Source organism: Chryseobacterium sp. C-71 (assembly GCF_020911865.1).
Classification (GTDB): domain Bacteria; phylum Bacteroidota; class Bacteroidia; order Flavobacteriales; family Weeksellaceae; genus Chryseobacterium.
On the sequence record NZ_CP087131.1, the window covers coordinates 1,036,029 to 1,057,985 of the forward strand.

Genomic DNA, 21,957 nt, shown 5'->3' on the forward strand with positions numbered 1-21,957 from the left:
ACTCCTTTAGATTTGTAAAAAGAAAATTGATACTTTTATTAAGAAGAGACAAGTGTTTAAGTAAACTAATAATCACTCCGAGCAAAACTCATAGTTCGATTAAGACTTAAACACTTTCTTATCAAAAAACTCAGATAGAAATTCGGGATTGGAGCCCATTATTAAGGAGTTGAGATGATGATAAGTTTCTCTTTCAATTAATCAAAACAAATTTATGGAAAAAGTTTTTATTGGAATTGACATTAGTAAACTAACTCTGGATGTTTTCGTTAAGGGAGGTTCTAAAACACAGCATTATCAAATTGAGAATAATTCGAAAGCTATCAAAAAGTTTTTCAAAAGTTTCTCCAATACTGCAGATACCGTTGTAGGAATGGAAAATACAGGAAGGTATAATTTTGAACTTTACGAAGTTCTAAGTAATATGGACCTTTTAGTTTTTGTTATAAATCCACTTCATTTAAAGAAAAGCATCGGTTTTTTAAGGGGTAAGAATGATAAACTCGACAGTCAGAGAATTTGTATTTTTTTGGAGAAAAACCACATGGATTTAGAGCCTTGGATTGCTAAATCTTCAGAGATTCAAAAGATAAGTTTACTCAATGCAGAACGTAGACACAGAGTAAAAATAAAAGCAGGTTTATTAAGACAGATGAAAGATTTAAGCTTTCTTAAAAATCATACAGATAAGGAAATTATAAAACTTAATAAACAATTGATTTTACTTTTAGACAAGCAGATTAAAACAGTTGAGAAAAAGATGGTAGAGATTATTGAATCGAATGTAGAATTGAAGGATCAATATAAAAGAATACAGACTGTCCCAGGTGTTGGAAAAGTATTGGCTACTATGCTAATTGTTAAAACTAATGGATTTACAGAGATTCAATCGGCAAGAAAGATGGCTTGTTATTCAGGGGTAGTTCCGTTTGATCATCGCTCAGGTTCATCAATCTATTACAAACCTCGAGTCTCTACGATGGCTGATAAGGAATTAAAAAAGATTTTACATTTAGCTGCGTTGAGCTCCATAAGATTGAAAAATGATCTCGCTTCATATTTTCAAAGAAAGGTTTTAGAGGGAAAGAATAAAATGTCTGTCTTAAATGCAATTAGAAATAAAATCATACACAGAGTTTATGCTCTGATAAAAAATAATTCTGTGTATAAAAATAATTTGCTTATGTCATAGAAATCGAACTGACGAGCGACTGACGATACAGGTAAATTATTTATCAAATTTCTTTTTCGCAAGATTTGGCAGGTCTTCATACCTTCCTTCAATCAATGCTAATTTCTTTGCCTGAGACCATTTCTTGATCTTTTTCTCAAATTCAATTGCTTGTTCAATGTCCATAAACTGGCAGAAATAGACTAACTGCAAAGGTCGTCTTGAGAAGGTGTATGAGCCGAAGTGTTTTCCGTCCTGATGTTCGTCAAAACGTTTGTAGACATTTTCGGTGACACCTGTGTAATAGGTGTTGTCGGCACAAAGTAGGATGTAAACAAATGAAGTTTGCATGATTAATTGTATTAATAAGTTTTGATTCAATGGGGTCGTCACTTCAAGTGATTTTTGAAAAAAATCGTATCGAAAAGTTTTTTGAATGGAAGACAGATTTTATTCTTCGGTTCACGGGTTCTCGATACATTTTTCTCCGCTGCGCTGCGAGAAACACTCGAACTGACGGGAGATGACTGACGGAGCGTATTTGGTATTGTGTAAACGAAACGTCACTTCGAGTAGATTTTTGAAAAAAATCGTATCGAGAAGTTTGTGAATGGAAGACAGATTTCGTGCTTCGGTTCACGGGTTCTCGATACACCCCGATTTCATCGGGACACTCACTGACGAGCGACTGACGAAGCGAATTTGATGTTGTGGAAACCGGACGTCACTTCGAGTAGATTTTTGAAGAAAATCGTATCGAGAAGCTTGTGAATGAAAGACAGATTTCGTGCTTCGTTTCACGGGTTCTCGATACATCCCGATTTCATCGGGACACTCGAACTGACGGAGCGACTGACGGAGCCTATTATTTACACTGGATCAGCAGGTGGAGCTTCCGGCAGCCCGCTTGGGGTGTCGTGGATGATGTAGTCGTTGTACTTGGCTTCGTTGGTTTCGTAGAAAATATCCTGACCGATGCCTGCGTATTTTGTAAGCAGTTGGTAGAGTTTGTTGAGCGCTTCTACTCTACTTTCTGTAGCGACATCACGATCGGAGATCCCTTGAGCCTGCGCATCGATAGCGATATCCAGAGCATCACGTTGGGTGATAAGCGTGTTGATTTTGTCTGAAGTGAGACCTTCATCAGAAAGTTCAGTGAGATATTTATCTGCGGTAAGGCTCATGATTTTGGCGACACGTACAATTTCAGCATCGCTTTGCTGACTGATTAAGGCATTGCCAAATTCCTTGTATTTGGCACTGTGCTGTCCGAAAACATTTTCTGCCGCATTAAAAATACTGCGCATGGATTTTTCCAGGGCTTTTCTTGCAGCGTCTTTTTGTTCGGTGAGATTGATTTTGATGGCTTCGAGCTGTTCATCGCTTGGGAAACTGTCTACGATGTTTCGGGCGGTCGTCAGTTCGGTCTTTTTTGCGGCATTGTAGCCACGGTCTGTAAATTCGGTGATGTCTCTGTCGATTAAATCGATTAATTCATCTGCTTTTTGTTTCAGTACTGCATCTGCCAATCTGAAACTACGGATAACCTGTTCTTTTTTCATAATTGATTTGTTTTTGTGTTTAAAATATAGTTTTGAAATCTAGTTTATCTTTTTCGTTCATTCATCAACTTTTACAAAAAGCCTGTAAAGCATTGGTAGATAACAAATTGTACTTGATTGCCTCTTCGAACTGGTTGATCGCCTCTTCGAACTGCTTGATTGCTTCTTCGAAACAGTTGATTGCCTTAACGAAGTACTTGAACGACCTTTCGAAGAGGTTGATTGCCTCAGTGAAATGCTTGAATGCTGTTTCTAATTGGTTGAAGCGGTCTTCGAACTCCTTGAGCAATCAAACGTAATGCTTTATTGTTTTTTTGAGTTCAGTAGGTTGTTGGTTACAATTTTGGGGTTATGGGATCCGATGGTGCCGGAAACCTGCGCATGAACTGCGGAATTATTTTTAAATATCATCATTTTGTTTTTGTTGTTCTTAAAACAAATATAAAAATATTTTTGAATACAATGGAATTGAGATTGTAACTTTTTTATGGGAAAACCTCGCAGAGGGCGAGGTTTTATGTATATTGCTATTTTCAGATAAAATCTTATTGTAGTTTACTTTCTATTTTTTGAATATCTGCAATCAAATCTTCATTAATATAATCTACTGGTCTACCAAAAATTCTTAATACCGCATTTGCCTGTTTTTTTTCTTCTTCTACTAAATACTCAATAAATAGTTTAACAGCCTCAACCCTTTCACTTAAATTTCTATATCCATTTTGCTCTGATAGAGGGAAGATATTCTTGATTTTTTCAAAATGTTCTTGAGAAAAAATAGGAGTATCTTGCAATATAAGATCAATATAATGGAATTTTTTTATTAGTTCTTTAAAATAATAATAGCCCTTTGATGAAATGCATAAATTAATATTGTTCTCAATTTTTTTAAGTTCAACATCAGATAAAAATTCTTCGGATTCTAGCAATTCGTATTCAATTAATTTTTCGATTGAATCAATAATAAAACTTGTTCTGTATCCCAAATCTTTAAAAGATGATAAAACATCTTCTAAAGACAAATATTTATTTGCAATTCCTTTTGTTTCATATGTTTGAAAAAATCTTTTGAGAACAAAGTAATTTATAAAATGATCATTTGAATCTTTGGGAGGGATAAATATATTATTAATAATACTATACTCTGAGTTATAATATAGTTTATTCTGTAGACCTAGAGATTTTACAAACTCATGAATTGGAATTACTTGTTTATTTTTCCTATCGTTTTCCTTGTAAACTTCTCTAAGAATATAACTGCTGACATCAGTGTGACCTGAAGTTAAAAATTGTTTGAAAACTCTTAATCCTTCACGTATATTTGGATATGTTGTAAAACTTAAAAAATCAATAAGATTGCTATTACTTTTAGAAAATAGTGAGTCTTTCAAGCCTGATAAAAACTCAATAACAGATTGGTTTGAAATTTCAATTTTCAAACCTCTTCTAGTGATTGAAGACGAAGTACCCTCCAATTTATTTAAATGTTCCAAAGTAAAATCAATTCTTTTTAATAGAACTTCGGAGTACTTTGGTGCTGTTATATGATATACATTTGATTCGTATGCATCAAAAGGACTCTTATTGCGCCATTTATAATAGTAGCCTTCCCTTAATGAAAAAATAACTCCACTATTTGAATTTCTTGATAGTGAATGTGCATATAAGAAAATCTGTTCTTGAATGTCAATTTTGTATTGATCAGCATTATCTATAATAACAATTATTCGCTTTCGTCTATCTCTAATTAAATAGTTATTTAAATGTTCTAAATGTTTGGAATAATTTGATAATTTATTTGTTAAAAAAGATGCTAATAAAGGGTCATATATCTCGTTCTTGTCTTGAGCATAAAGCCAAATACTTTCATTATTTTGTTTTATTTCTTTCTGATAGATTCTTTTTAATGCTTTGAGTTTATGCAGTTCCAAAGCTTCATATTTTTCAATTAACTTTTCATAGATTTCTTTAGATATTGTAGAATGTTCAAAAGAATGATTGGCTTCATAAAACTCACGAAAATCAATGTAAATTACTAAATGATTCTGTTCAAATTCTTCATCTTTTGTTTTGAACAGATGATTTATAAAGGTTGTTTTTCCTGCACCCTTCGTTCCAATAATAATGATTGGTTTTGGTGGAGTTGGATTTTTTATATTGATAATATCAAAATTAATCTCTTCACTAATTTGATCAACAATACTAATTGTGTTTACAGCTTTTACAACGTTGGCTATTTCTGGCACTTTATCTGCAAATAATCTTTCAATTTCATCTCTGTTCTTTTTTATTTCTTTATTCTCAACAAAACATTCTTTAATAAAATCGATATCGTCTTCAATTTCTGATGAAAATATTTCACCAAAAAAACGGTCAATCAGTGGAGAGATTTGAGCGCTAAGATTATTTCTATCTATCTCTTTATCACGATTTAATAATGTTGATAGGATTGTTTTCGCTTCTATATCGATTGGTAAATAATCAAATTTAAAACCTCCGTGATTTACTATAGCAAATTTTGATGTATTTTCAAAAAATTCTACAAATCTACTTTTGATATCTTCTATGTCGTGAAATAATAAACAAAAATTATCTTTCCAGTCAGTTCCGTCAGTATTAAAAAATTTACCTATAATAAACTGCTTTCCATTAGTTATAATACCATATTGAAGACCAATATCTCCACAGTAACTACGTATTTGCGTGATAACATCAATATTCTCTTTGTAAATACTTTTAAACTTTGTTTTTTTGTGTCCAGATGGTAAAATAAATTCTTTAAAAGCCCTTTTAGCTTCTACAACAAAAGAAATTGCTGGACAACTAATTTTGTAATCAAAATAACCAGAATCTAAATGACCTTCTCTTTTTATTTCTTTTTCATCCCATCCTAATACGTTCAATAAATAATTGTCTATTATCTTAGATCTCGTATCTGATTCATTATGATCTTGTATTATAAAACCTTCAATATCTTCTTTTATCTTTTCAAATTCAAGATAAGACTCGTCAATATTTTTCATTATGTTTAGTATTAATAATTACAGTTTTTATATTGTATGATATTTGAATTGACAGTTCGTAATTCAAACTTTTATTTTTTAAAAATAGATAATTACGTGCACTAAAGCAACTTTTATTTCAAACTCAAATGAAAAACTTAAAGCTCTACAATCTCTATACATACAAAGCCTTAAAAATTCTTAAATAAAATCCCATTTCTCATTCATTCGGGAATTGAAGAATATAAAAACCTGCTCTACTCCACTGAAATACAGTCAATTTTATTTTTAACAAAAGATTATATTTTCTCTTATAGTTTTGTAACCTTCTTATCAATAGTTTTGTCTTATTAATAAAAAACTCAATGACAAAACTTTTATCCGCTCTGTTTTTATTCACTACCCTTTTGTTTTTCGGACAAAATCAACTGAAAGTTTTAAACAAAACCACTAAAAAGCCAATTGAAAATGCAACCGTTTACTGCGAAGACAATCTTCTCGGGAAAACCAATTATGAAGGCGTTTTATCGTTTAAAACGAAATGTAAAAAGGTAGAAGTTCTTGCCAGCAATTTTGAAGATGATTTAGTGGATGTTAAAAAATCGATGGAAGTTTCGATGCAGCCTCTATCCGATAAAATGAGCAATATAGACAGAGTGGTGATTCAGGATAAAAGTGATCCGAGAGCGTTGAGAATTTTAGATGAACTCAACAAAAGAGCCAAAGAAAACTCTCCAAAATCTTTAGATTCTTATAATTTTAAATCGTATGCTAAATTTTCTATCGATGTTGATCAAGATACGATTGATACGTTTAAAAAATTCTTAGCCGTACGAAAAGACTCTCTTTCAAAAGTTGAGAAAACAGATTTTAAGCAGAAAGAAAAAGAAATAAAAGATTCTCTAATCGGAGAAGATCTACTTGACGCTTCCCAGGAAAGCCAGATGTTTCTTTGGGAAAAAGCAACGGAATATAAATACTCTAAAAGTTTTGGCGAAAAAACCAATATCATCGACAACAGAATGTCGGGTTTTAAAAATCCGATTTATGAAGCGGTGGCGATTAATCTTTCTCATCTAGACCGAACTCCACGACAGTTGAGACCGGAAAACAGAAAGCTTTTTAATTTCTACCTTTCAGATACTTTGCAGATTGACGGCAGAAAAACATTCGTCATTAAATTCAAGGAAATCACCAACAAGAAAAAGCAGAACCCAAGAAAATTTAACGGTAAAATCTATGTCGATTCTGAAACATACGCTCTGAAAAGGTTTGAAAGCGCCAATAAAAAAAGAAATGAAGGCGACATCGTCTCTGTCTGGAAACCTATTAACGGAAAATGGTTTCTGGATTATGAAGATATTAAACTGAAAATGGGCGACCAGACTTTTAATATCTCAAAGAAAGACAGCGTAAAAACCGATACTTTGAAGAAAGGTCAACATCTCAGCGACCGACATAAATACAACCAGAAAACATTTGGAAATTACCTGTATGTAAAAAACCGATTCTTTGATTTTGAACTTAATAAAGAACAAAAGGCATCAGAATTCAAAGGCTATTCTCTGGAAATGAAAAACTCAGACGGAAGTCTGCTTGAAAAATACAGAACCGACAGTCTTACCGCAAGAGAAAGCGCAACCTATACGAAAATTGACAGCTTTGTACAGAAACATGATTTTGAGAAAAAACTGAGCTTTCTGACCCAAATGCTGAGAGGAAATCTGCGATATAAAATCATTGATTTTGACCTGACTAAATTTTTCAGTTACGATAAATACCAGGGTTTACGATTAGGGGCAGGCGTAAAACTGAATGAAAAATTCAGCAAAACATTTTCTCCGGACGGATATTTCGGTTACGGATTTAAAGATCACACCTGGAAATACGGTTTAGGTTTAGATGTAAAATTATCTTCCCAAAAAACCTCGATTTTCAGAGTTGATTATGTGGATGATGTTTTTGCAGCAGGAAGATTCAGCAATACTATGTGGGATATGATGATGAAAGTAAACGACATTAATCTTGACCTTCACAATGCCAATTTCTATAAAAATCAAAAATGGGGAGCGTCTTATCTTTATGATATTTCGAATTCTTTAAGCATGAAAATTGCCGTGAATAAAGAAAAACAACAGGCTCTTTTTGATTATAACTATAAAAATTTAGGCAACCAATTCGATAATACCAGTGCCACTTTATCCTTCAAATTCTCTCCAAATGATAAAAATATCATGACGCCAAGCGGAAAATACACCTATGAAAAAGGGTTTCCTCAAGTCTATGTGAATTTCGAAAAAGGTTTTGAAACTTTAAACGGAGATCTTGATTACAACCGATTAGACGCTTTGATTATTCATCAGTTCAGATCTAAATTGGGTTACACCAACATCAAACTTTTCGGTGGAATTTCTTCAGGAACAGCTCCGATTTGGAAGAATTTTGAAATTGCAGGTCAGAACGACAGAAATCCGGAACATTGGTATTCAAACATCAATACTCCGAATAATTTAGCTTTCGCAACGATGCCTTCAGGAACTTTCTTTGCCGATAAATTTGTAGCCTTTAAGGTTTCACAATATCTTCCTTTCAGATTTAAAACGATTGGATCGAGATATTCAAACATCGAACTGGAATATCAGGCCGCGATTGGAGATTTTAAAAACCGAGGCGACCATCAGTTTGATTTCCAGGTTTTGGATCATTATTATCAGGAAGTTGGTTTGATCTGGAATCGATTCTTAGGAAGAAATTTCGGGGTTGGATTTTCTTACAGATTGGGACATTATCAGACTTCAGAGTTTAAAGATAATTTTGGGATTAAACTGAGATTTAATGTTTTGAATTAATTTTGTTGATATCACGTAATAATCCCGATGCTTAATTTAAATGCAAAATTCGCTAAGATTTTCTTTAAATTCTTTATGTATATTTTTCGTTCGCAAATGAAATTCGCCGATACCTTAAATTAAATAAAAAAATGATAGGCAAAGGCGTTCCACTCAGCAAAGTCCACAAGCATTTTTGACTGATTATTAATGCAGATCGTTCTTGTAGTACTAAAATAAAAAAATGCACAACTTAATAAAAGCTGTGCATGATGATTTATGAAAATTTTAACCTTACAAAGGTCTTTCGTTATCCAATTTTTGAGTAGAAACTTTAAACTGAATATCCATCTCGTCTTTGATGAAATAATCTTTCAAAGAATTCTGATAGAAAATTCTGAAGTCTTTTCTGTTTAATGAGAATACTGAAGACTCAATCTCTACCGTAAACTGCGTAATATGAGCGTTTGCTGGGAACGAAATTGTTTTTCTGATTCCTTTGATGGTAATATCTCCTACGATGGTAGAATTGTACTCGCTGTTCGCCAGAGGAATAATTTTTTTCAAATGGAATTTTGCAGTCGGGAATTTTTTAACTTCGAAGAAATTGGTTCCTTTCAGTTCGTTGGTCAGTTTCACCTGATCGGCACCAGAAAGATCAGCTACCACCAAACTTCTCATGTCGATAACAAATTCACCATCAACAAAAACCGTTTTATCAAAATTAAATTTTCCGCTTTTCAGTTTCAAACTTCCATAATGAGAAGATGCTTTGGTTTTTACAACCTTGTGTCCCCACCATTTGATCTCAGAAGTGATCACTTTAGAAATTTTATCTCCCTTTTTTTGAGCAAATACAAATGATATGCTCGCACACATCATAACAAACAATAATAATCTTTTCATTCTTTTTTATTTACAATTCAACAAAAATAAAAAAAAGTGTAGAACTTCTACACTTTTAATAATATTTTTTTGATTAAATTATTTCGCAGTCACTTTTACAAGCATATCGATATCATCTTTCACAAAAACATCTTTCATAGAAGATTTGTAAGCAACATCAAATTTTTGTCTGTCAAAAGAGAATTTATTTGACTCTAAACTTACTACTCCGTTTGCATAAGAAACTTTTGCAGGGAAAGAAACAGGGCTAGTTTTTCCTTTTACCGTAAGATTTCCTGTTACCAGTTTGTTGTACACTTTATCGCTGTTTTTCTTTACAGAAGTGATTTTGAAACTTGCTGACGGGAATTTTTCAACTTCGAAGAAATCTCCGTTTTTAAGGTGCCCATTCAGTTTTCCCTGGTATTCTCCTGAAAGATCTGTAGCGTTGATAGAATTCATATCTAAAACGAAATCTCCTCCTATAAGCTCATTTCCTTTCATGATCATGTTTCCGGATTTTACTTTTACCGTTCCGTCATGAGAACTAGATTCAGTTTTTGCAACTTTATAACCCCACCAGTGAACATCAGATGTTACTACTTTTTTTGATTGCCCGAAAGCCAAACCACTAGCCAAAACTGCTAATAAAAATATTTTTTTCATGAATAAAAATTGTTTAATTATTTATTGGTGCAAATGTAAATATCTTAATTGGTAGTTTTTGTTGATGTACATCAATTTTAAAAAATATTTCTATGACTAAAATCATCCATAAAAAAACTCCGAATTTCTTCGGAGCTGTATTTTTTATTCTTTATAGTAAGCGGCGTAGAGCGCAGCACCGTCAATGCTCGTGCTGTCTGGATTGATCAGATAAATCGGAATGTTCTTCAACATATCTTCCATTTTATCACTTATTTTAAATTTCTCGTAGAATTTATCTTTATCAATATATTGTCTGATAATTTGCGGAATATCTCCGGCAATCAATAAACCTCCTGTTGCCTTTAACTTCAACGTTAAGTTATTGGCTTCTCTCGCCAGAAATTCTAAGAAGGTATCTAATGCGATTTTACAAATCAGTACATCTTCCTCCACTGCTGCTTTGAAAATTTCTTCTGTGAAATTACCATTGGCGTTTGTCAGCTTTTCAGAAAGCCATTCAGGTTCCGGATGTCTCTTTACATCTCTTAAGAATCTGTAGATATTGAATAAACCTGTTTTAGACAATACGTTTTCCCAACTTACAATTCCGTAAATGTTATTTAAGAATTGATAAAATTCAACCTCAACATTTGTTCTTGGAGAAAATTCTGAGTGACCGCCTTCTGTAGCGAATGGTCTTAAATATTTCCCGTCAAAGAAATATCCTGCCTCACCCAATCCGTTTCCTGGTGCTAAGATGGCAACATTTCCTTTTTCCAGATGACCGCTGCTGTAGATGGCATCAAGATCACTGTCTTGTAAAAGTGCGATACCGTAAGCCGAAGCTTCCTGATCATTCAACATTGTTACTTCTTCAAAACCGAATGCATTTTTATAATCTTCAACATCAAAGCTCCAGCCTAATCTTGCAGGATTACTTTTTCCGTTCAAAACAGGTCCCGGAACTGAGATTCCTAAACGTTTTACATTCTCTAACTGCTCTTCCTGAATAAACTGGGTAAGAATTTCAGAAAATGCAGCATATTCTTTTGTAGGATAATTTTTTTGAGTTTTAGTTTCAATTCCACCATTACTAGAGACATAATAAGCGATCGTAGTAACATCTTCACGTAGGTTTACACCAATGATCGAAACATTATCATTACTGCTGTTTTTTACTCCCGGTAAAAAAAGTGGAAATTTTGGATTTAAGTTCATAATCGCTAATTTTATCAAATATAATAATTGTTTTGGTAATCTGTGCTAGGTAAAACAAAACCTTTTCAAAAAATCGAAAAGGCTTGGTTAATAACTAATTATATTGGTTATAATTATTTTCCTAAAGGAATATTGTAAGAAAATCCGGCTCCGATGCTTCCCACATTATAGTCTTGGTTTGCGATATCACCGTTACTTCCTGAAAATACTTTCTGATATTGAAGGAAGAAATTCCAGTCTCTGTTGTGATATCCGATCTCTGGCTTTAGATAAAAACCTCCGTCTGGTCGGTCTGCTGTAGAGTTTGACGCAACTTTGTCGTCACCTACTAAAAACCCGTAACCAAGATCAGCTCCGAAATAGAAGCCAGTCTGCTTAGGGTAAATTCTGAATAACGCCGCTACCGGAACTACACCCACGTCATTATTATCATATCCGTTATTATTCTTTGCAAAATAATGAGTATAACCTGTTGCAATACCTAATCCAAATCCCGGAGTAATTAGATTCTGATATGCTACATCCACACCTACTGCTGCAGAAAGGTTGTCCGCAGGAACCGCAATACCTGCCGTTGCTCCCACTTTGATCATATTATTCATCTGAGCACTTTGCGCACTAACTAAACCTGCCGTCAAAATTCCCGCTCCTAAAATAGCTTGCTTAAACATTTTCATAACTCTGATTTTTTTTAAAATTTTACTAAAATGAGACAAGGAAAAATCATGCCAAAATAATTCACAATTATTAAAATCAAATCTCAACATCACCATAAAATAATGAAAATCAATTGATTAAATTTTATTTTATTTAAATAGTTGTTTAACTTTACATAAGGTGAAGCAATAAATAATCATTAATATTTGTTTATACACTTTAACCTCTTCTTTATTTAATCATCAAAAAATAAAATCAGGACTATGGTTGCTTCATTTATTAATAATAAACATCTTCTTTGGCGTGCAGGTTTCGGACCGGGAATTAACGAAGTAGATGACCTGAAAAATAAAAACATCAAGACGATTCTGAAGGAAATTTTCAATAAAGAAACCTTCTCTCCCATTGTGTATGAAACTCCCGACATCGAACCCATTGAATATAATGATCCTAAAGCCACTGCCCAGCAGAAAAGGGAAATTCAGAAAGTAAATCAAAAGCAAAATAATGAGCTTAATCTTAATTTTCTTAAAAAATTTACGACCAGCAATGAACAGCTGAGAGAGAAAATGGCTTTTTTCTGGCATGGGCATTTTGCTACGAGAATTAACAATCCAAAATTCAACCAACAACTCTTGAATGTAATTCGGGAGAAGTCTTTAGGTAATTTTAAAGATTTATTATTTGAAGTCAGCCGTTCTCCAGCAATGCTAAGCTTTTTGAATAATCAACAGAATAAAAAAAATCATCCCAACGAAAATTTTGCCCGCGAAGTGATGGAGCTTTTCACGATGGGAAGAGGAAACTATACAGAAACAGACATTCGTGAAGCGGCAAGAGCTTTTACCGGATGGGGTTACGATAAAGAAGGTCAATTTCTTGAAAGAAAAAAACAGCACGACGAAGGCACAAAAACTTTCTTGGGAAAGACAGGAAACTTTACAGGCGACGATGTTTTAAATATTATTTTGGAACAAAAAGCAACTGCCGAATTCATCACAACAAAGATTTACACCTTTTTCGTTAATGAAAAACCTGATTTAAAAATCATTAAAAACCTCAGCGAAAACTTTTATGAATCAGGATATGACATCAAAAAACTAATGACTGAGGTCTTTTCAAGTTCATGGTTTTATGATAAAAAAAATATCGGAAACAGAATAAAATCGCCAACAGAACTTCTTGTAGGGATGATGAGAATGCTGCCAATGGAAATTCAAAATCCTGAAAACATTACTGTTTATCAAAAACTTTTGGGGCAAATGCTGCTTTATCCGCCCAACGTCTCTGGCTGGCCAAACGGAAAATCCTGGATAGACAGCTCAACTTTAATGCTGCGACTTCAGATTCCACAAATATGGTCGGGATTGAGGCCGATGGAATATTCTGCGAAAGAAGACGACGATATGGATATGGGCATGAAATCAAGAGAATCTCTAAATAAAAGTTTTAAAAATCCGAATATAATAATCGATTGGAGCAAGGTTGACAAAGCTTTAAATCAGAAAAAAGCAGAAGACTATTTGATCGTCAACTCAGAATCTCTGGATATGAACACTGTTAAACAATTTTCAGATCAAAGTATCAAAATGAATATCATCAACCTTATGTCAACACCAGAATATCAGTTGATGTGAGAAGTTAGAAGTTAGAAGTTAGAAGTTAGAAGTTATTGAAAATTAGTTTTATTAAATCTAAGCAAAGAAATTATGATCATCAAAAGAAGAGAATTTTTAAAGATCAGTTCATTGGCAACTGCTTCATTATTTGTTCCGAATTTTCTACAGTCGATGACTTTAGACAATGCGCTGAATCCGAATCAGAAAATACTGATCGTCCTTCAATTCACAGGTGGAAATGATGGTTTAAATACGATTATTCCGACAAAAAATGATATTTATTTTAAAGAAAGAAATAATATAGCCATCAATGATTCTTTGGCTTTAAATGATGAAACTGGAATCAATCCGGCTTTGTCTTATTTTAAAGAATTATTTGACAGTGGTGAACTTTCCCTGATGAATAATGTCGGCTACCCGAATCCTGACAAATCCCATTTCAGAAGCATGGATATTTGGCATTCTGCCAGTAAAAGTGATGAGTTTCTGGAAACAGGATGGCTCGGAAGATTTTTGGATGAAGAATGCTACAAATGCGAACATCCAACACAGGCTTTGGAAGTTGATGATATGCTCAGTTTGGCTTTAAAAGGTGAAAACAACAAAGCTTTTGCCTTTAAAGATCCAAAAAAATTGTATCAAACCAGCCAAGAGAAATATTTCAAATCATTGTATGAAAGCGACCACCATCACGACGACGAAACGGTTTCTTATTTATACAAAACTTTAGGTTCAACCATCAACAATGCTGATTATATTTTTGAAAAAAGTAAAGCAAAAAAATCGACTCAGGAATACCCAAATTCTAAATTGGGAAAAGATTTCAAGACCGTTGCTTCATTGATTAAATCAGACATCAACACGCAGGTTTATTATCTTTCAATAGGAAGTTTTGATACGCATGTCAACCAAAATGAAAGACAGCAAAAACTGTTTGGAGAAATTAATGATGCAGTAAAATCTTTCGTTTCCGATATGAAAGCGAATGGATTGTTTAATGATATTTTACTAATGACATTTTCAGAATTCGGTCGTCGTGTCGCTCAAAATGCAAGCAAAGGAACCGATCACGGAACAGCAAATCAAATGTTTTTCATCAGTGGCGGCTTAAAAAAGAGAGGTATTCTGAACGCTCTACCCGATTTACAAAATCTGAAAGAAGGAGATTTAATTTACACTGAAGATTTCAGAAAAGTCTATGCAACTGTTCTTAAAAATTGGCTGAATGCCGATTCATCAAAAGTTCTGGGCTGGAAAAACGGTGTGTATGATTTCGTGTAAAAAAGCCTTACAAAAATTGTAAGGCTAAGGTTATAATTGGTTCGTTGTTAATGTGGAGAAGGAATCTGTCTGTTCGGATCCTTCACTTCTCCTTTTTTTTCTGTAAATTTCTTGATAACATATTCAATGACAATGGGAACAACCATTGCAAGTACCGCTTTTAATATTCTTGATTTCATAATAATTTTATTTTCAAAAACAATTACAAGTTTCAAGCCAATTTTTATAACATAACTAAATTATAATTCCTCATTCTCCGTTTCATTACCCTGATAATTTAAATGTGCCGCTTTAATACTTTTGGCGATTCTATGCTTCAGTTTTCTTGGACCTAAAACCGTTAAAAACTCTCCCATTCCCAGAATCATTCGTTCTAATTCAAAATTGAGCTGAACACAAATTTTAAAAGTCGTGCCGTTTTCATCTTCTTTGATAATTTCCTGAGAATGATGAAAAGGCTTAGTTTTTACATAAGGAGCATGTTGCGAATTAACAAAAAAGATGACATTTTGTGGTCTTTGCGTCTCAGAAACCGTTGCTCCAATGACCTCACCAAAGTAACGATCTGCGTCAAAATCCTTGTCAATGTATTCTGTAGTTTCATCGATCTCAATTTCTTCCATCCTGTCTAAAGCAAGATTGTAAATCGCTTTTTTATGCCAGCAAATCAAAAACCAACGGTTGTTATATTCTTTCAATAATTGAGGATGAACAGTAATAATATTCGATTCTCTCGCTTTGAAACTTTTATAGCAAATCTTTAAAACCTTTTTATTTAAAATATTTTCATACAAAACATCAATATGCTCCAAACCTTTCAGTTGCTCATTTTTATCTAAATGAATAATCGATTTTTGGCTGGTCGAATGTATAGAATCTTCCAGTTTTTGAATCACCCCATTCATATCTTTGAACATTGAGAAATCTTTAAACTGCTTTAAAATCTGTATTGCATTATTCATCGCTTTCAAATCATTTTCATTGACTGAAATCTGATGAATACTGTATTCCGGATCACTGTAGCGGTAATATCTTCTTTCGTAAACTTCAATCGGAGCTTCATACCCGAATTTTTCACTCCGCATATTTTGCAAGTCCAATTGTACAGTACGTTTGCTGACAAAAGATTCTTTACCTTCAAATTCAAACAACGCTTCAGAACATTCATCGATTAAATCTTCCAGAGTGTATTTTTTGTACTTATTCTTCAGACATTTATCTAAAGTTTTGTAGCGGATAAGAGCGTTTTTATTGGATGACATAGTTAAAGGTTAAGATTAAGATTAAAGTTAAGATCGAAGCGAGAAAAATTCCCCTCCCTTGGAGGGGTGGCGAAAATTCATAGAATTTTTGACGGTGTGGTTAAGCGAGTTGTTATCAATATACATATGTCTTACAAGCTTACTTCCTCTTCAAAGCCTTCCCTTCAAAAGAAATCCCATCCCAGCCATATTCAATAAAATTTCTGATATTCTGGTGATCTGTACCTTCAGGATTTTTCAAAACATCTTCCCGGTAAAACTCTCCGAAAAGGTTTAAAGTATCTTCTTTTGGCAAATCATTCAGCTTCGCAAAACTGAAAACTTTACAAGAACCATTGTTCTGATCTGCCTCGTTCACGATATTTCCGTTGGTAAATTTTGTTGGAGTAAAATCGTAATGTTCGTCAATAAATGCAATGACATCTTTAAACTGTATTTCTTCCGCTGATTTTTCTAATTGTTCAAATAACATATTTTTTATTTTTTTGTCATTGCGAGGAACGAAGCAATCTCAACCACAGATTGCTTCGTTCCTCGCAATGACGTTGTTAATAATTAATTTTCTCAAAAATAATCAAAATAATTTCATCTACGCAAAATTACTGCGCAATAAGACAATTACTTTGCATTATCAAAACGAAATAAAAATGGAATTTAACGGAAACAACTTAATCGAATTAGGATACAGACCATCAAAATGGTTTAAAGATGCTATCGAACATATCAACGAAAATAATTTAGATGAAAATCAAATCACAGCATATTTGGAACAATTCAAACAGCCGGACTTGATTCCGCTTCATGAAACGCCAAAAGATTTTATCATCAACATTAAAGCTGAACACGAAAGTGAAAATGATAACGTCGAAAAAGTAATCAACACCATGAAAGTTCTGATGAAAACTCCAACTTTGGTTGCAGGTGCGATCATGCCCGATGCCTGTCCGACAGGTCCTGAAGGTCAGATTCCCGTGGGTGGAGTTGTTGTGGCAAAAAACGCAATTCACCCTGGATTTCATAGCGCAGATATCTGTTGTTCAGTGATGTTGACAGATTTTGGAAAAGCTGACCCTAAAGAAGTTTTGGATGCAGCCCATTCAATTACGCACTTTGGATATGGAGGAAGACCGAGAGGTGAGCAGATGGAAATGTCTCAGGAATTGATGGATGCTTTCAGAGAAAATGACTTCTTAAATGATGAGAAATTAATCAGCATTGCACGTTCTCATATGGGAACTCAGGGTGACGGAAATCATTTCTTGTTCGTCGGAATTTCAAAAAACACTGGAAATACAATGTTGGTTACGCATCACGGATCAAGAGCTCCAGGAGCTGCGTTGTACGATAAAGGAATGAAAGTAGCCAACCGTTTCAGACAGGAAATTTCGCCAGAAACTTTGAAAGAAAACGCATGGATTCCGTATGAAACTGAAGAAGGAAAATCATATTGGGAAGCTTTGCAATTGATAAGAACATGGACGAAAGAAAATCATACTTCAATTCACGATGCCGTTTTAAACAAAATGAACATTGAGAAAGAAAACAGATATTGGAACGAACATAATTTTGTTTTCAAGGATGAAGATTTATTTTACCATGCAAAAGGTGCGACTCCGCTCGATGATAAATTCATGCCTGATATTACGGGACCAAGATTGATTCCGTTGAATATGTCAGAACCCGTTTTGATCGTTCAGGGGAAAACCAATGAGAGAAACTTAGGTTTTGCCCCTCACGGAGCCGGAAGAAATTTCAGCAGAACGCAGCATAAAAAATCATTGGCTCATAAAACCATTGAAGAAGTTTTTGCAGAAGAAACTCAAGGATTAGATATCCGTTTTTTCTCGAATGAAATTGATATTTCTGAACTTCCGACCGCCTATAAAAGCGCCAAAAACGTAAGAGCCCAAATCGAAGAATACGGTTTGTGTGAAGTGCTGGATGAAGTGCTGCCTTATGGATGTATTATGGCGGGTGACGTGCAGAAGAATGCGCCATGGAAGAAAAAGAAGAAATTTAGAAAAGCATAATTATTTCTTTTGTCTTAATACAAAAGAAACAAAAAATCAAGACTTGGAAACTTCCGCTAAAAATTAAAATTTAATCCTAAAATTCCCAAAACTTGCGCGAATTCAAGATGAGTTCTTCGGTTCAAGATTTTGCCGCGCTCCAAACAGTGGGAATTTTTTAACGGATTAATTTTTAATTTTCTTAACGCTCCATTTTCCTATGTCATATTAATATGGTAAGAAATCAAACTCACCAACTTACAGACAAATCATTTTATCGAAGATGAAATCTTTGCGCCTTATGGCTTGAAGTCTTTAAAAAATTGCGCCTTTGCTTTTAACCAAATAAAAAATAAAACAATGACACCAAAAATATTAGAAAAATTAAAAGAAATAGAGGCAAAAAGAAACATAGAAATACTTCTTGCCGTTGAATCGGGAAGCCGGGCATGGGGTTTTGCGTCTCCCGACAGCGATTATGACATACGATTCATATACCGCCACGAAAAAGACTGGTATCTGTCGCCATTGGACAAAGATGAAACGATAGAATTTATGACCGAAGATGATCTTGACGGTTCGGGATGGGATCTTAGAAAGACTTTTCATCTCTTATTAAAGTCGAATGCGGCTTTGTTGAGTTGGTTCTACTCTCCTATCGTTTATGTAAAAAATGAAAAGTTTTATGAACTTTTTAAACCTTTAGCAGATTCCTGTTTTTCTCCGATAGCGGTTTCTTACCATTATCTGAGCATGAGCAAAAAATATCTCGAAGCCTGCAGAACCGATGAAGTAAAACTGAAAAGTTATTTCTACTGCCTTCGAACAGCCCTGACTGGAAAATGGATAGTAGAAAAAGGAACTGTTCCACCCGTTTTGTTCAGTGAATTGCTGGTTTTGGTCGATGATTTTACAAGAGCGAAAATAGAAAATTTAATCGCTTTAAAAGCTACAAAAGGAGAATCTTACTACCATCCGAATGACTGGGAATTGTTTGGATTTTTGGAGAAAATGGTGAAGGATAATGAGGAAAGGTCTAAAAGTTTATCAGCGGGAAAAAATGACAAAAATGAGATGGAAAGGGTTTTTAGAGAAATATTAATTTAAATATGGAAAGATTATGGGAAGCCGTAGTCTTTCCTTATTGTTTAAATATATATTTGTTTGTTAAAAGAACTTTCCTAGAATATTTATATATTAGAAAAAACTAAAACTATGACAATTAATAAAGGTTCAGAATGGAGAAAATGGGATTTACATGTACATACACCTTTTTCTATTTATCAACGCTTTGGAAATAACGATGAAAATACTTGGGAAAAATATATTTTAGATTTAGAAAATTTATCTGACGAGTTTGCTGTTGTAGGTATAAATGATTACCTATTTCTTGATGGTTATGCTAAGTTAAAAGAAGAGCAAACAAAAAATTCTAGAATTCCTAATATCAAACTATTACCAGTTGTCGAATTTAGAATTGAAAAATTTGCAGGAATAAATTTTGAACAACTTAAAAGAATCAATTTACATGTAATATTTTCTGATGAAATACCTTTAGAAACGATTCAAAGCCAATTCTTGAATACACTTGAGAAAGTTATTATTTAGAAAGCGGAGAGCCTTGGACAAGAGCTATTACACCGCAAAGTGTAGAAGAACTTGGAAAGCAAATAAAATCAAATGTTCCAACATCTGAATTACATAAATATGGTTCTGATATAACAGAAGGATTTAATAATCTAAATATAAGAGAAGAAGAAATATTTAAATCATTGAATAAGGACTGTTTCACAGGTAAATATCTTATTGCTATTGGAAAAACCGAATGGGGAGATTTAAAATGGACAGATGCCTCAATTGCAACAAAAAAATCAATAATAAACAGAGCAGATATAGTTTTTACAGCAGCAGAATCTATAGCTGATTTCACTAAAGCTAAAAGTCAATTAACCAATCAAGGTGTTAATGATTTATTGTTAGACTGTAGTGATGCTCATTATTTTTCAACAGAAACAGATAAAGACAGAATTGGAAATTGTAATACTTGGATTAAAGCTCAACCAACATTTGAAGGATTAAGACAAATTTTACACGAGCCTAATCAAAGAGTATCTATACAACAAAATATACCTGATCAAAAAGATGAAAAATTAGTAATCACAGAAGTATCATTCATTAGCACAAATAATCTTTTCTCTAATGATACTATTTATTTTAATGATAATCTTAACGTGATTATAGGTGGTAAATCCTCCGGAAAATCCATTTTACTATATCACATCGCCAAAGCTTTATATAAAGATCGAAGCAATGAAGGTGTTTTAAAATATTTTGATACTACTGATAACAAATACAAATACTTTTATGATGATCTGCAGAATGAATTTCCCTTTACTCTTAATGTTAAATTGGCATCAGGATTAGAACAATCCTCAGACAGAAATGACACAGAACCAAGTTATCTACCAGAAATTAAATACATACCACAAAATCATTTGTCCAATCTTGTTGATAGGAGTAAGAAAAACGGCAATACTTTAAAAGAACTTATTAAAGACCTTATTTTAGAAAATGATGACAATGATATATTTAAAGACTTTGACGCTAATATAAATGCTAATAATACTGAAAAATCAAAAGATATTGATGTTTTTTTTGACATTAAGGACACAATTAATACTTTAAAAAAGGATTTACAGGATAAAGGAAGTAAAGATATTTTAATTACAAGTATCAAATCTAAAAGAGATGAAATTTTAGAATTACAAAAAGATATTTCAGAAGAAAATAAAGCTTTATACAATCAATATAATGAGGAAATTCAGAAATTCACTGATGAAAATAAAAAAATCGTGTCTGATTATGGTGTATTAAAATCTTTAAATCAAAAAATAAAAATTTCATTAGATCAATTATTGTTAGATAAGAATGAGTCAATAAATACTTTAGAAAATGAGGAAATTAAAACTGAATTCACAGTAAAATATAATTTCATTCAAAATTCACTTGATGAACTCAATCAAATTGAAAAACTTCTCTCATTAAATGAAAACAAAAGCTTAATTAATGATAGTTCTATCAAAAATCAACTGACATTTAATAACCAAAAAAGGATAGAATTACAAGACAAAATAAAACCTTTAATTGGACAAAAAGAATCCCAAGAGAAAATAGAAAGATTACAAAATTATATACAACAAGAGAATGAAAAACTAGAATATATTATTAAAATTGAAAAACAAATAACACAGTTTACAATTGAATTGGCTACACAAAAAGAAAAAATTTTTAGCAGTATCGAAAATAACTTTAATCAATATCAAAAAGTAATTACCGATTTAGAACCAATAACAAAAAATATAGAACACAAAGACAATGATGAAATTGACATAGAAGGTTTTACTAAGTTTAATTTTAAAAAATTTAAAGAAAGTATAGACAATATTACTGATTTAAGAAAATTAAAAGCCCAAAATCCTTTTGAGTATTTGTATGATAATAATTTAAATAATTTATCTCTAATAAATAAAACAAGTATTATTAATGAATTAAAAAATGTTTTCGAAACTATCCATACAGGAAATTATCCTTTGATTAAAGACTTCAATATAAAAGAAGCTTGTAGAATTTTATTAGAAAATCATTTTTTTGACCATTGGGAAGTTAAATCTGGAAGCGATACAATACATAATATGTCGACAGGTAAGGCAAGCTTTGTTTTGTTAAAATTAATTATAAAATTAAGTAAATCTGAAGCTCCTATTTTAATTGACCAACCATAAGATAATCTTGATAACAGGTCAATTTCAACAGAA

18 protein-coding genes are annotated in these 21,957 nt (G+C 32.8%); 8 read left to right on the forward strand and 10 right to left on the reverse strand.

The window, feature by feature from the left end; translation table 11 throughout:
- Positions 1 to 214: 214 nt before the first annotated feature.
- Positions 215 to 1,192, forward strand: a complete 978-nt coding sequence (locus tag LNP04_RS04655; protein ID WP_229983271.1) for an IS110 family transposase — start codon at positions 215 to 217, stop codon at positions 1,190 to 1,192.
- 36 nt (positions 1,193 to 1,228) lie between these two features.
- Here the strand turns inward: LNP04_RS04655 and LNP04_RS04660 are convergent, their stop codons facing one another.
- From LNP04_RS04660 to LNP04_RS04670, 3 genes are all read right to left on the reverse strand, one after another.
- Entirely contained in the window at positions 1,229 to 1,522 is a 294-nt protein-coding gene (locus LNP04_RS04660; RefSeq protein ID WP_229985407.1) for a GIY-YIG nuclease family protein, read from the reverse strand.
- Positions 1,523 to 2,040: 518 nt separating this feature from the next.
- Positions 2,041 to 2,733 (reverse strand): hypothetical protein, encoded by a 693-nt coding sequence (locus LNP04_RS04665; protein ID WP_229985408.1) that lies wholly within the window; start codon positions 2,731 to 2,733, stop codon positions 2,041 to 2,043.
- 545 nt (positions 2,734 to 3,278) lie between these two features.
- A complete protein-coding gene (locus LNP04_RS04670; protein ID WP_229985409.1) occupies positions 3,279 to 5,756 on the reverse strand; it encodes a P-loop NTPase fold protein in 2,478 nt (825 codons plus the stop codon).
- A 344-nt stretch (positions 5,757 to 6,100) separates the two neighbouring features.
- Between LNP04_RS04670 and LNP04_RS04675 the strand changes: the two genes are divergently transcribed.
- A complete protein-coding gene (locus LNP04_RS04675; protein ID WP_229985410.1) occupies positions 6,101 to 8,584 on the forward strand; it encodes a DUF5686 family protein in 2,484 nt (827 codons plus the stop codon).
- Positions 8,585 to 8,857: 273 nt separating this feature from the next.
- On the opposite strand, the gene LNP04_RS04680 is transcribed toward LNP04_RS04675, so the two are convergent.
- From LNP04_RS04680 to LNP04_RS04695, 4 genes are all read right to left on the reverse strand, one after another.
- Positions 8,858 to 9,469 carry a YceI family protein gene (locus tag LNP04_RS04680; RefSeq protein WP_229985411.1) on the reverse strand — a complete coding sequence of 204 codons (612 nt, stop codon included), beginning with the start codon at positions 9,467 to 9,469 and terminating at the stop codon, positions 8,858 to 8,860.
- A 78-nt stretch (positions 9,470 to 9,547) separates the two neighbouring features.
- Complete coding sequence (locus tag LNP04_RS04685) at positions 9,548 to 10,114, reverse strand: YceI family protein (RefSeq protein ID WP_229985412.1); 567 nt, start codon at positions 10,112 to 10,114, stop codon at positions 9,548 to 9,550.
- Positions 10,115 to 10,258: 144 nt separating this feature from the next.
- Positions 10,259 to 11,314: a glucokinase gene (locus LNP04_RS04690; RefSeq protein WP_229985413.1), complete on the reverse strand. Its 1,056-nt coding sequence runs from the start codon at positions 11,312 to 11,314 to the stop codon at positions 10,259 to 10,261.
- Positions 11,315 to 11,427: 113 nt separating this feature from the next.
- A complete protein-coding gene (locus LNP04_RS04695) occupies positions 11,428 to 11,991 on the reverse strand; it encodes a hypothetical protein (protein ID WP_229985414.1) in 564 nt (187 codons plus the stop codon).
- Between the two features lie 243 nt (positions 11,992 to 12,234).
- Here LNP04_RS04695 and LNP04_RS04700 point away from each other — a divergent pair, with 243 nt between their 5' ends.
- Positions 12,235 to 13,608 (forward strand): DUF1800 family protein, encoded by a 1,374-nt coding sequence (locus tag LNP04_RS04700; protein WP_229985415.1) that lies wholly within the window; start codon positions 12,235 to 12,237, stop codon positions 13,606 to 13,608.
- Between the two features lie 72 nt (positions 13,609 to 13,680).
- Positions 13,681 to 14,871: a DUF1501 domain-containing protein gene (locus LNP04_RS04705; RefSeq protein ID WP_229985416.1), complete on the forward strand. Its 1,191-nt coding sequence runs from the start codon at positions 13,681 to 13,683 to the stop codon at positions 14,869 to 14,871.
- Between the two features lie 47 nt (positions 14,872 to 14,918).
- Here the strand turns inward: LNP04_RS04705 and LNP04_RS19475 are convergent, their stop codons facing one another.
- The 3 genes from LNP04_RS19475 to LNP04_RS04715 form a co-directional block, all read right to left on the reverse strand.
- The gene (locus LNP04_RS19475; protein ID WP_262510687.1) at positions 14,919 to 15,050 is read right to left on the reverse strand and encodes a hypothetical protein; all 132 of its coding nucleotides are present in this window, start codon (positions 15,048 to 15,050) and stop codon (positions 14,919 to 14,921) included.
- Between the two features lie 60 nt (positions 15,051 to 15,110).
- Positions 15,111 to 16,133, reverse strand: coding sequence for a YafY family protein (locus tag LNP04_RS04710; RefSeq protein WP_229985417.1), 1,023 nt, complete (start codon positions 16,131 to 16,133; stop codon positions 15,111 to 15,113).
- Positions 16,134 to 16,272: 139 nt separating this feature from the next.
- Positions 16,273 to 16,605 (reverse strand): HopJ type III effector protein, encoded by a 333-nt coding sequence (locus LNP04_RS04715; RefSeq protein WP_229985418.1) that lies wholly within the window; start codon positions 16,603 to 16,605, stop codon positions 16,273 to 16,275.
- Between the two features lie 175 nt (positions 16,606 to 16,780).
- On the opposite strand from LNP04_RS04715, the gene LNP04_RS04720 reads away from it, so the two are divergent.
- The 4 genes from LNP04_RS04720 to LNP04_RS04735 all read left to right on the forward strand — a co-directional run bounded on the left by LNP04_RS04720 (position 16,781) and on the right by LNP04_RS04735 (position 21,924).
- The gene (locus tag LNP04_RS04720; RefSeq protein ID WP_229985419.1) at positions 16,781 to 18,163 is read left to right on the forward strand and encodes an RtcB family protein; all 1,383 of its coding nucleotides are present in this window, start codon (positions 16,781 to 16,783) and stop codon (positions 18,161 to 18,163) included.
- Between the two features lie 339 nt (positions 18,164 to 18,502).
- On the forward strand, positions 18,503 to 19,249 hold the full coding sequence (locus LNP04_RS04725; RefSeq protein ID WP_229985420.1) for a nucleotidyltransferase domain-containing protein: 747 nt from the start codon (positions 18,503 to 18,505) through the stop codon (positions 19,247 to 19,249).
- Between the two features lie 108 nt (positions 19,250 to 19,357).
- The gene (locus tag LNP04_RS04730) at positions 19,358 to 19,750 is read left to right on the forward strand and encodes a hypothetical protein (protein ID WP_229985421.1); all 393 of its coding nucleotides are present in this window, start codon (positions 19,358 to 19,360) and stop codon (positions 19,748 to 19,750) included.
- A 164-nt stretch (positions 19,751 to 19,914) separates the two neighbouring features.
- Positions 19,915 to 21,924 carry an AAA family ATPase gene (locus tag LNP04_RS04735; RefSeq protein ID WP_229985422.1) on the forward strand — a complete coding sequence of 670 codons (2,010 nt, stop codon included), beginning with the start codon at positions 19,915 to 19,917 and terminating at the stop codon, positions 21,922 to 21,924.
- Positions 21,925 to 21,957: the final 33 nt, after the last annotated feature.

What these genes read in the sequence shown, in the direction of transcription:
- LNP04_RS04655 (WP_229983271.1), top strand. Translation starts at nt 215, where the DNA reads ATGGAAAAAGTTTTTATTGGAATTGACATTAGTAAACTAACTCTGGAT.
- LNP04_RS04680 (WP_229985411.1), bottom strand. Translation starts at nt 9,469, where the DNA reads ATGAAAAGATTATTATTGTTTGTTATGATGTGTGCGAGCATATCATTT.
- LNP04_RS04695 (WP_229985414.1), bottom strand. Translation starts at nt 11,991, where the DNA reads ATGAAAATGTTTAAGCAAGCTATTTTAGGAGCGGGAATTTTGACGGCA.
- LNP04_RS04725 (WP_229985420.1), top strand. Translation starts at nt 18,503, where the DNA reads ATGACACCAAAAATATTAGAAAAATTAAAAGAAATAGAGGCAAAAAGA.
- LNP04_RS04670 (WP_229985409.1), bottom strand. Translation starts at nt 5,756, where the DNA reads ATGAAAAATATTGACGAGTCTTATCTTGAATTTGAAAAGATAAAAGAA.
- LNP04_RS04710 (WP_229985417.1), bottom strand. Translation starts at nt 16,133, where the DNA reads ATGTCATCCAATAAAAACGCTCTTATCCGCTACAAAACTTTAGATAAA.
- LNP04_RS04715 (WP_229985418.1), bottom strand. Translation starts at nt 16,605, where the DNA reads ATGTTATTTGAACAATTAGAAAAATCAGCGGAAGAAATACAGTTTAAA.
- LNP04_RS04685 (WP_229985412.1), bottom strand. Translation starts at nt 10,114, where the DNA reads ATGAAAAAAATATTTTTATTAGCAGTTTTGGCTAGTGGTTTGGCTTTC.
- LNP04_RS04690 (WP_229985413.1), bottom strand. Translation starts at nt 11,314, where the DNA reads ATGAACTTAAATCCAAAATTTCCACTTTTTTTACCGGGAGTAAAAAAC.
- LNP04_RS04730 (WP_229985421.1), top strand. Translation starts at nt 19,358, where the DNA reads ATGACAATTAATAAAGGTTCAGAATGGAGAAAATGGGATTTACATGTA.
- LNP04_RS04660 (WP_229985407.1), bottom strand. Translation starts at nt 1,522, where the DNA reads ATGCAAACTTCATTTGTTTACATCCTACTTTGTGCCGACAACACCTAT.
- LNP04_RS04675 (WP_229985410.1), top strand. Translation starts at nt 6,101, where the DNA reads ATGACAAAACTTTTATCCGCTCTGTTTTTATTCACTACCCTTTTGTTT.
- LNP04_RS19475 (WP_262510687.1), bottom strand. Translation starts at nt 15,050, where the DNA reads ATGAAATCAAGAATATTAAAAGCGGTACTTGCAATGGTTGTTCCCATT.
- LNP04_RS04700 (WP_229985415.1), top strand. Translation starts at nt 12,235, where the DNA reads ATGGTTGCTTCATTTATTAATAATAAACATCTTCTTTGGCGTGCAGGT.
- LNP04_RS04705 (WP_229985416.1), top strand. Translation starts at nt 13,681, where the DNA reads ATGATCATCAAAAGAAGAGAATTTTTAAAGATCAGTTCATTGGCAACT.
- LNP04_RS04720 (WP_229985419.1), top strand. Translation starts at nt 16,781, where the DNA reads ATGGAATTTAACGGAAACAACTTAATCGAATTAGGATACAGACCATCA.
- LNP04_RS04665 (WP_229985408.1), bottom strand. Translation starts at nt 2,733, where the DNA reads ATGAAAAAAGAACAGGTTATCCGTAGTTTCAGATTGGCAGATGCAGTA.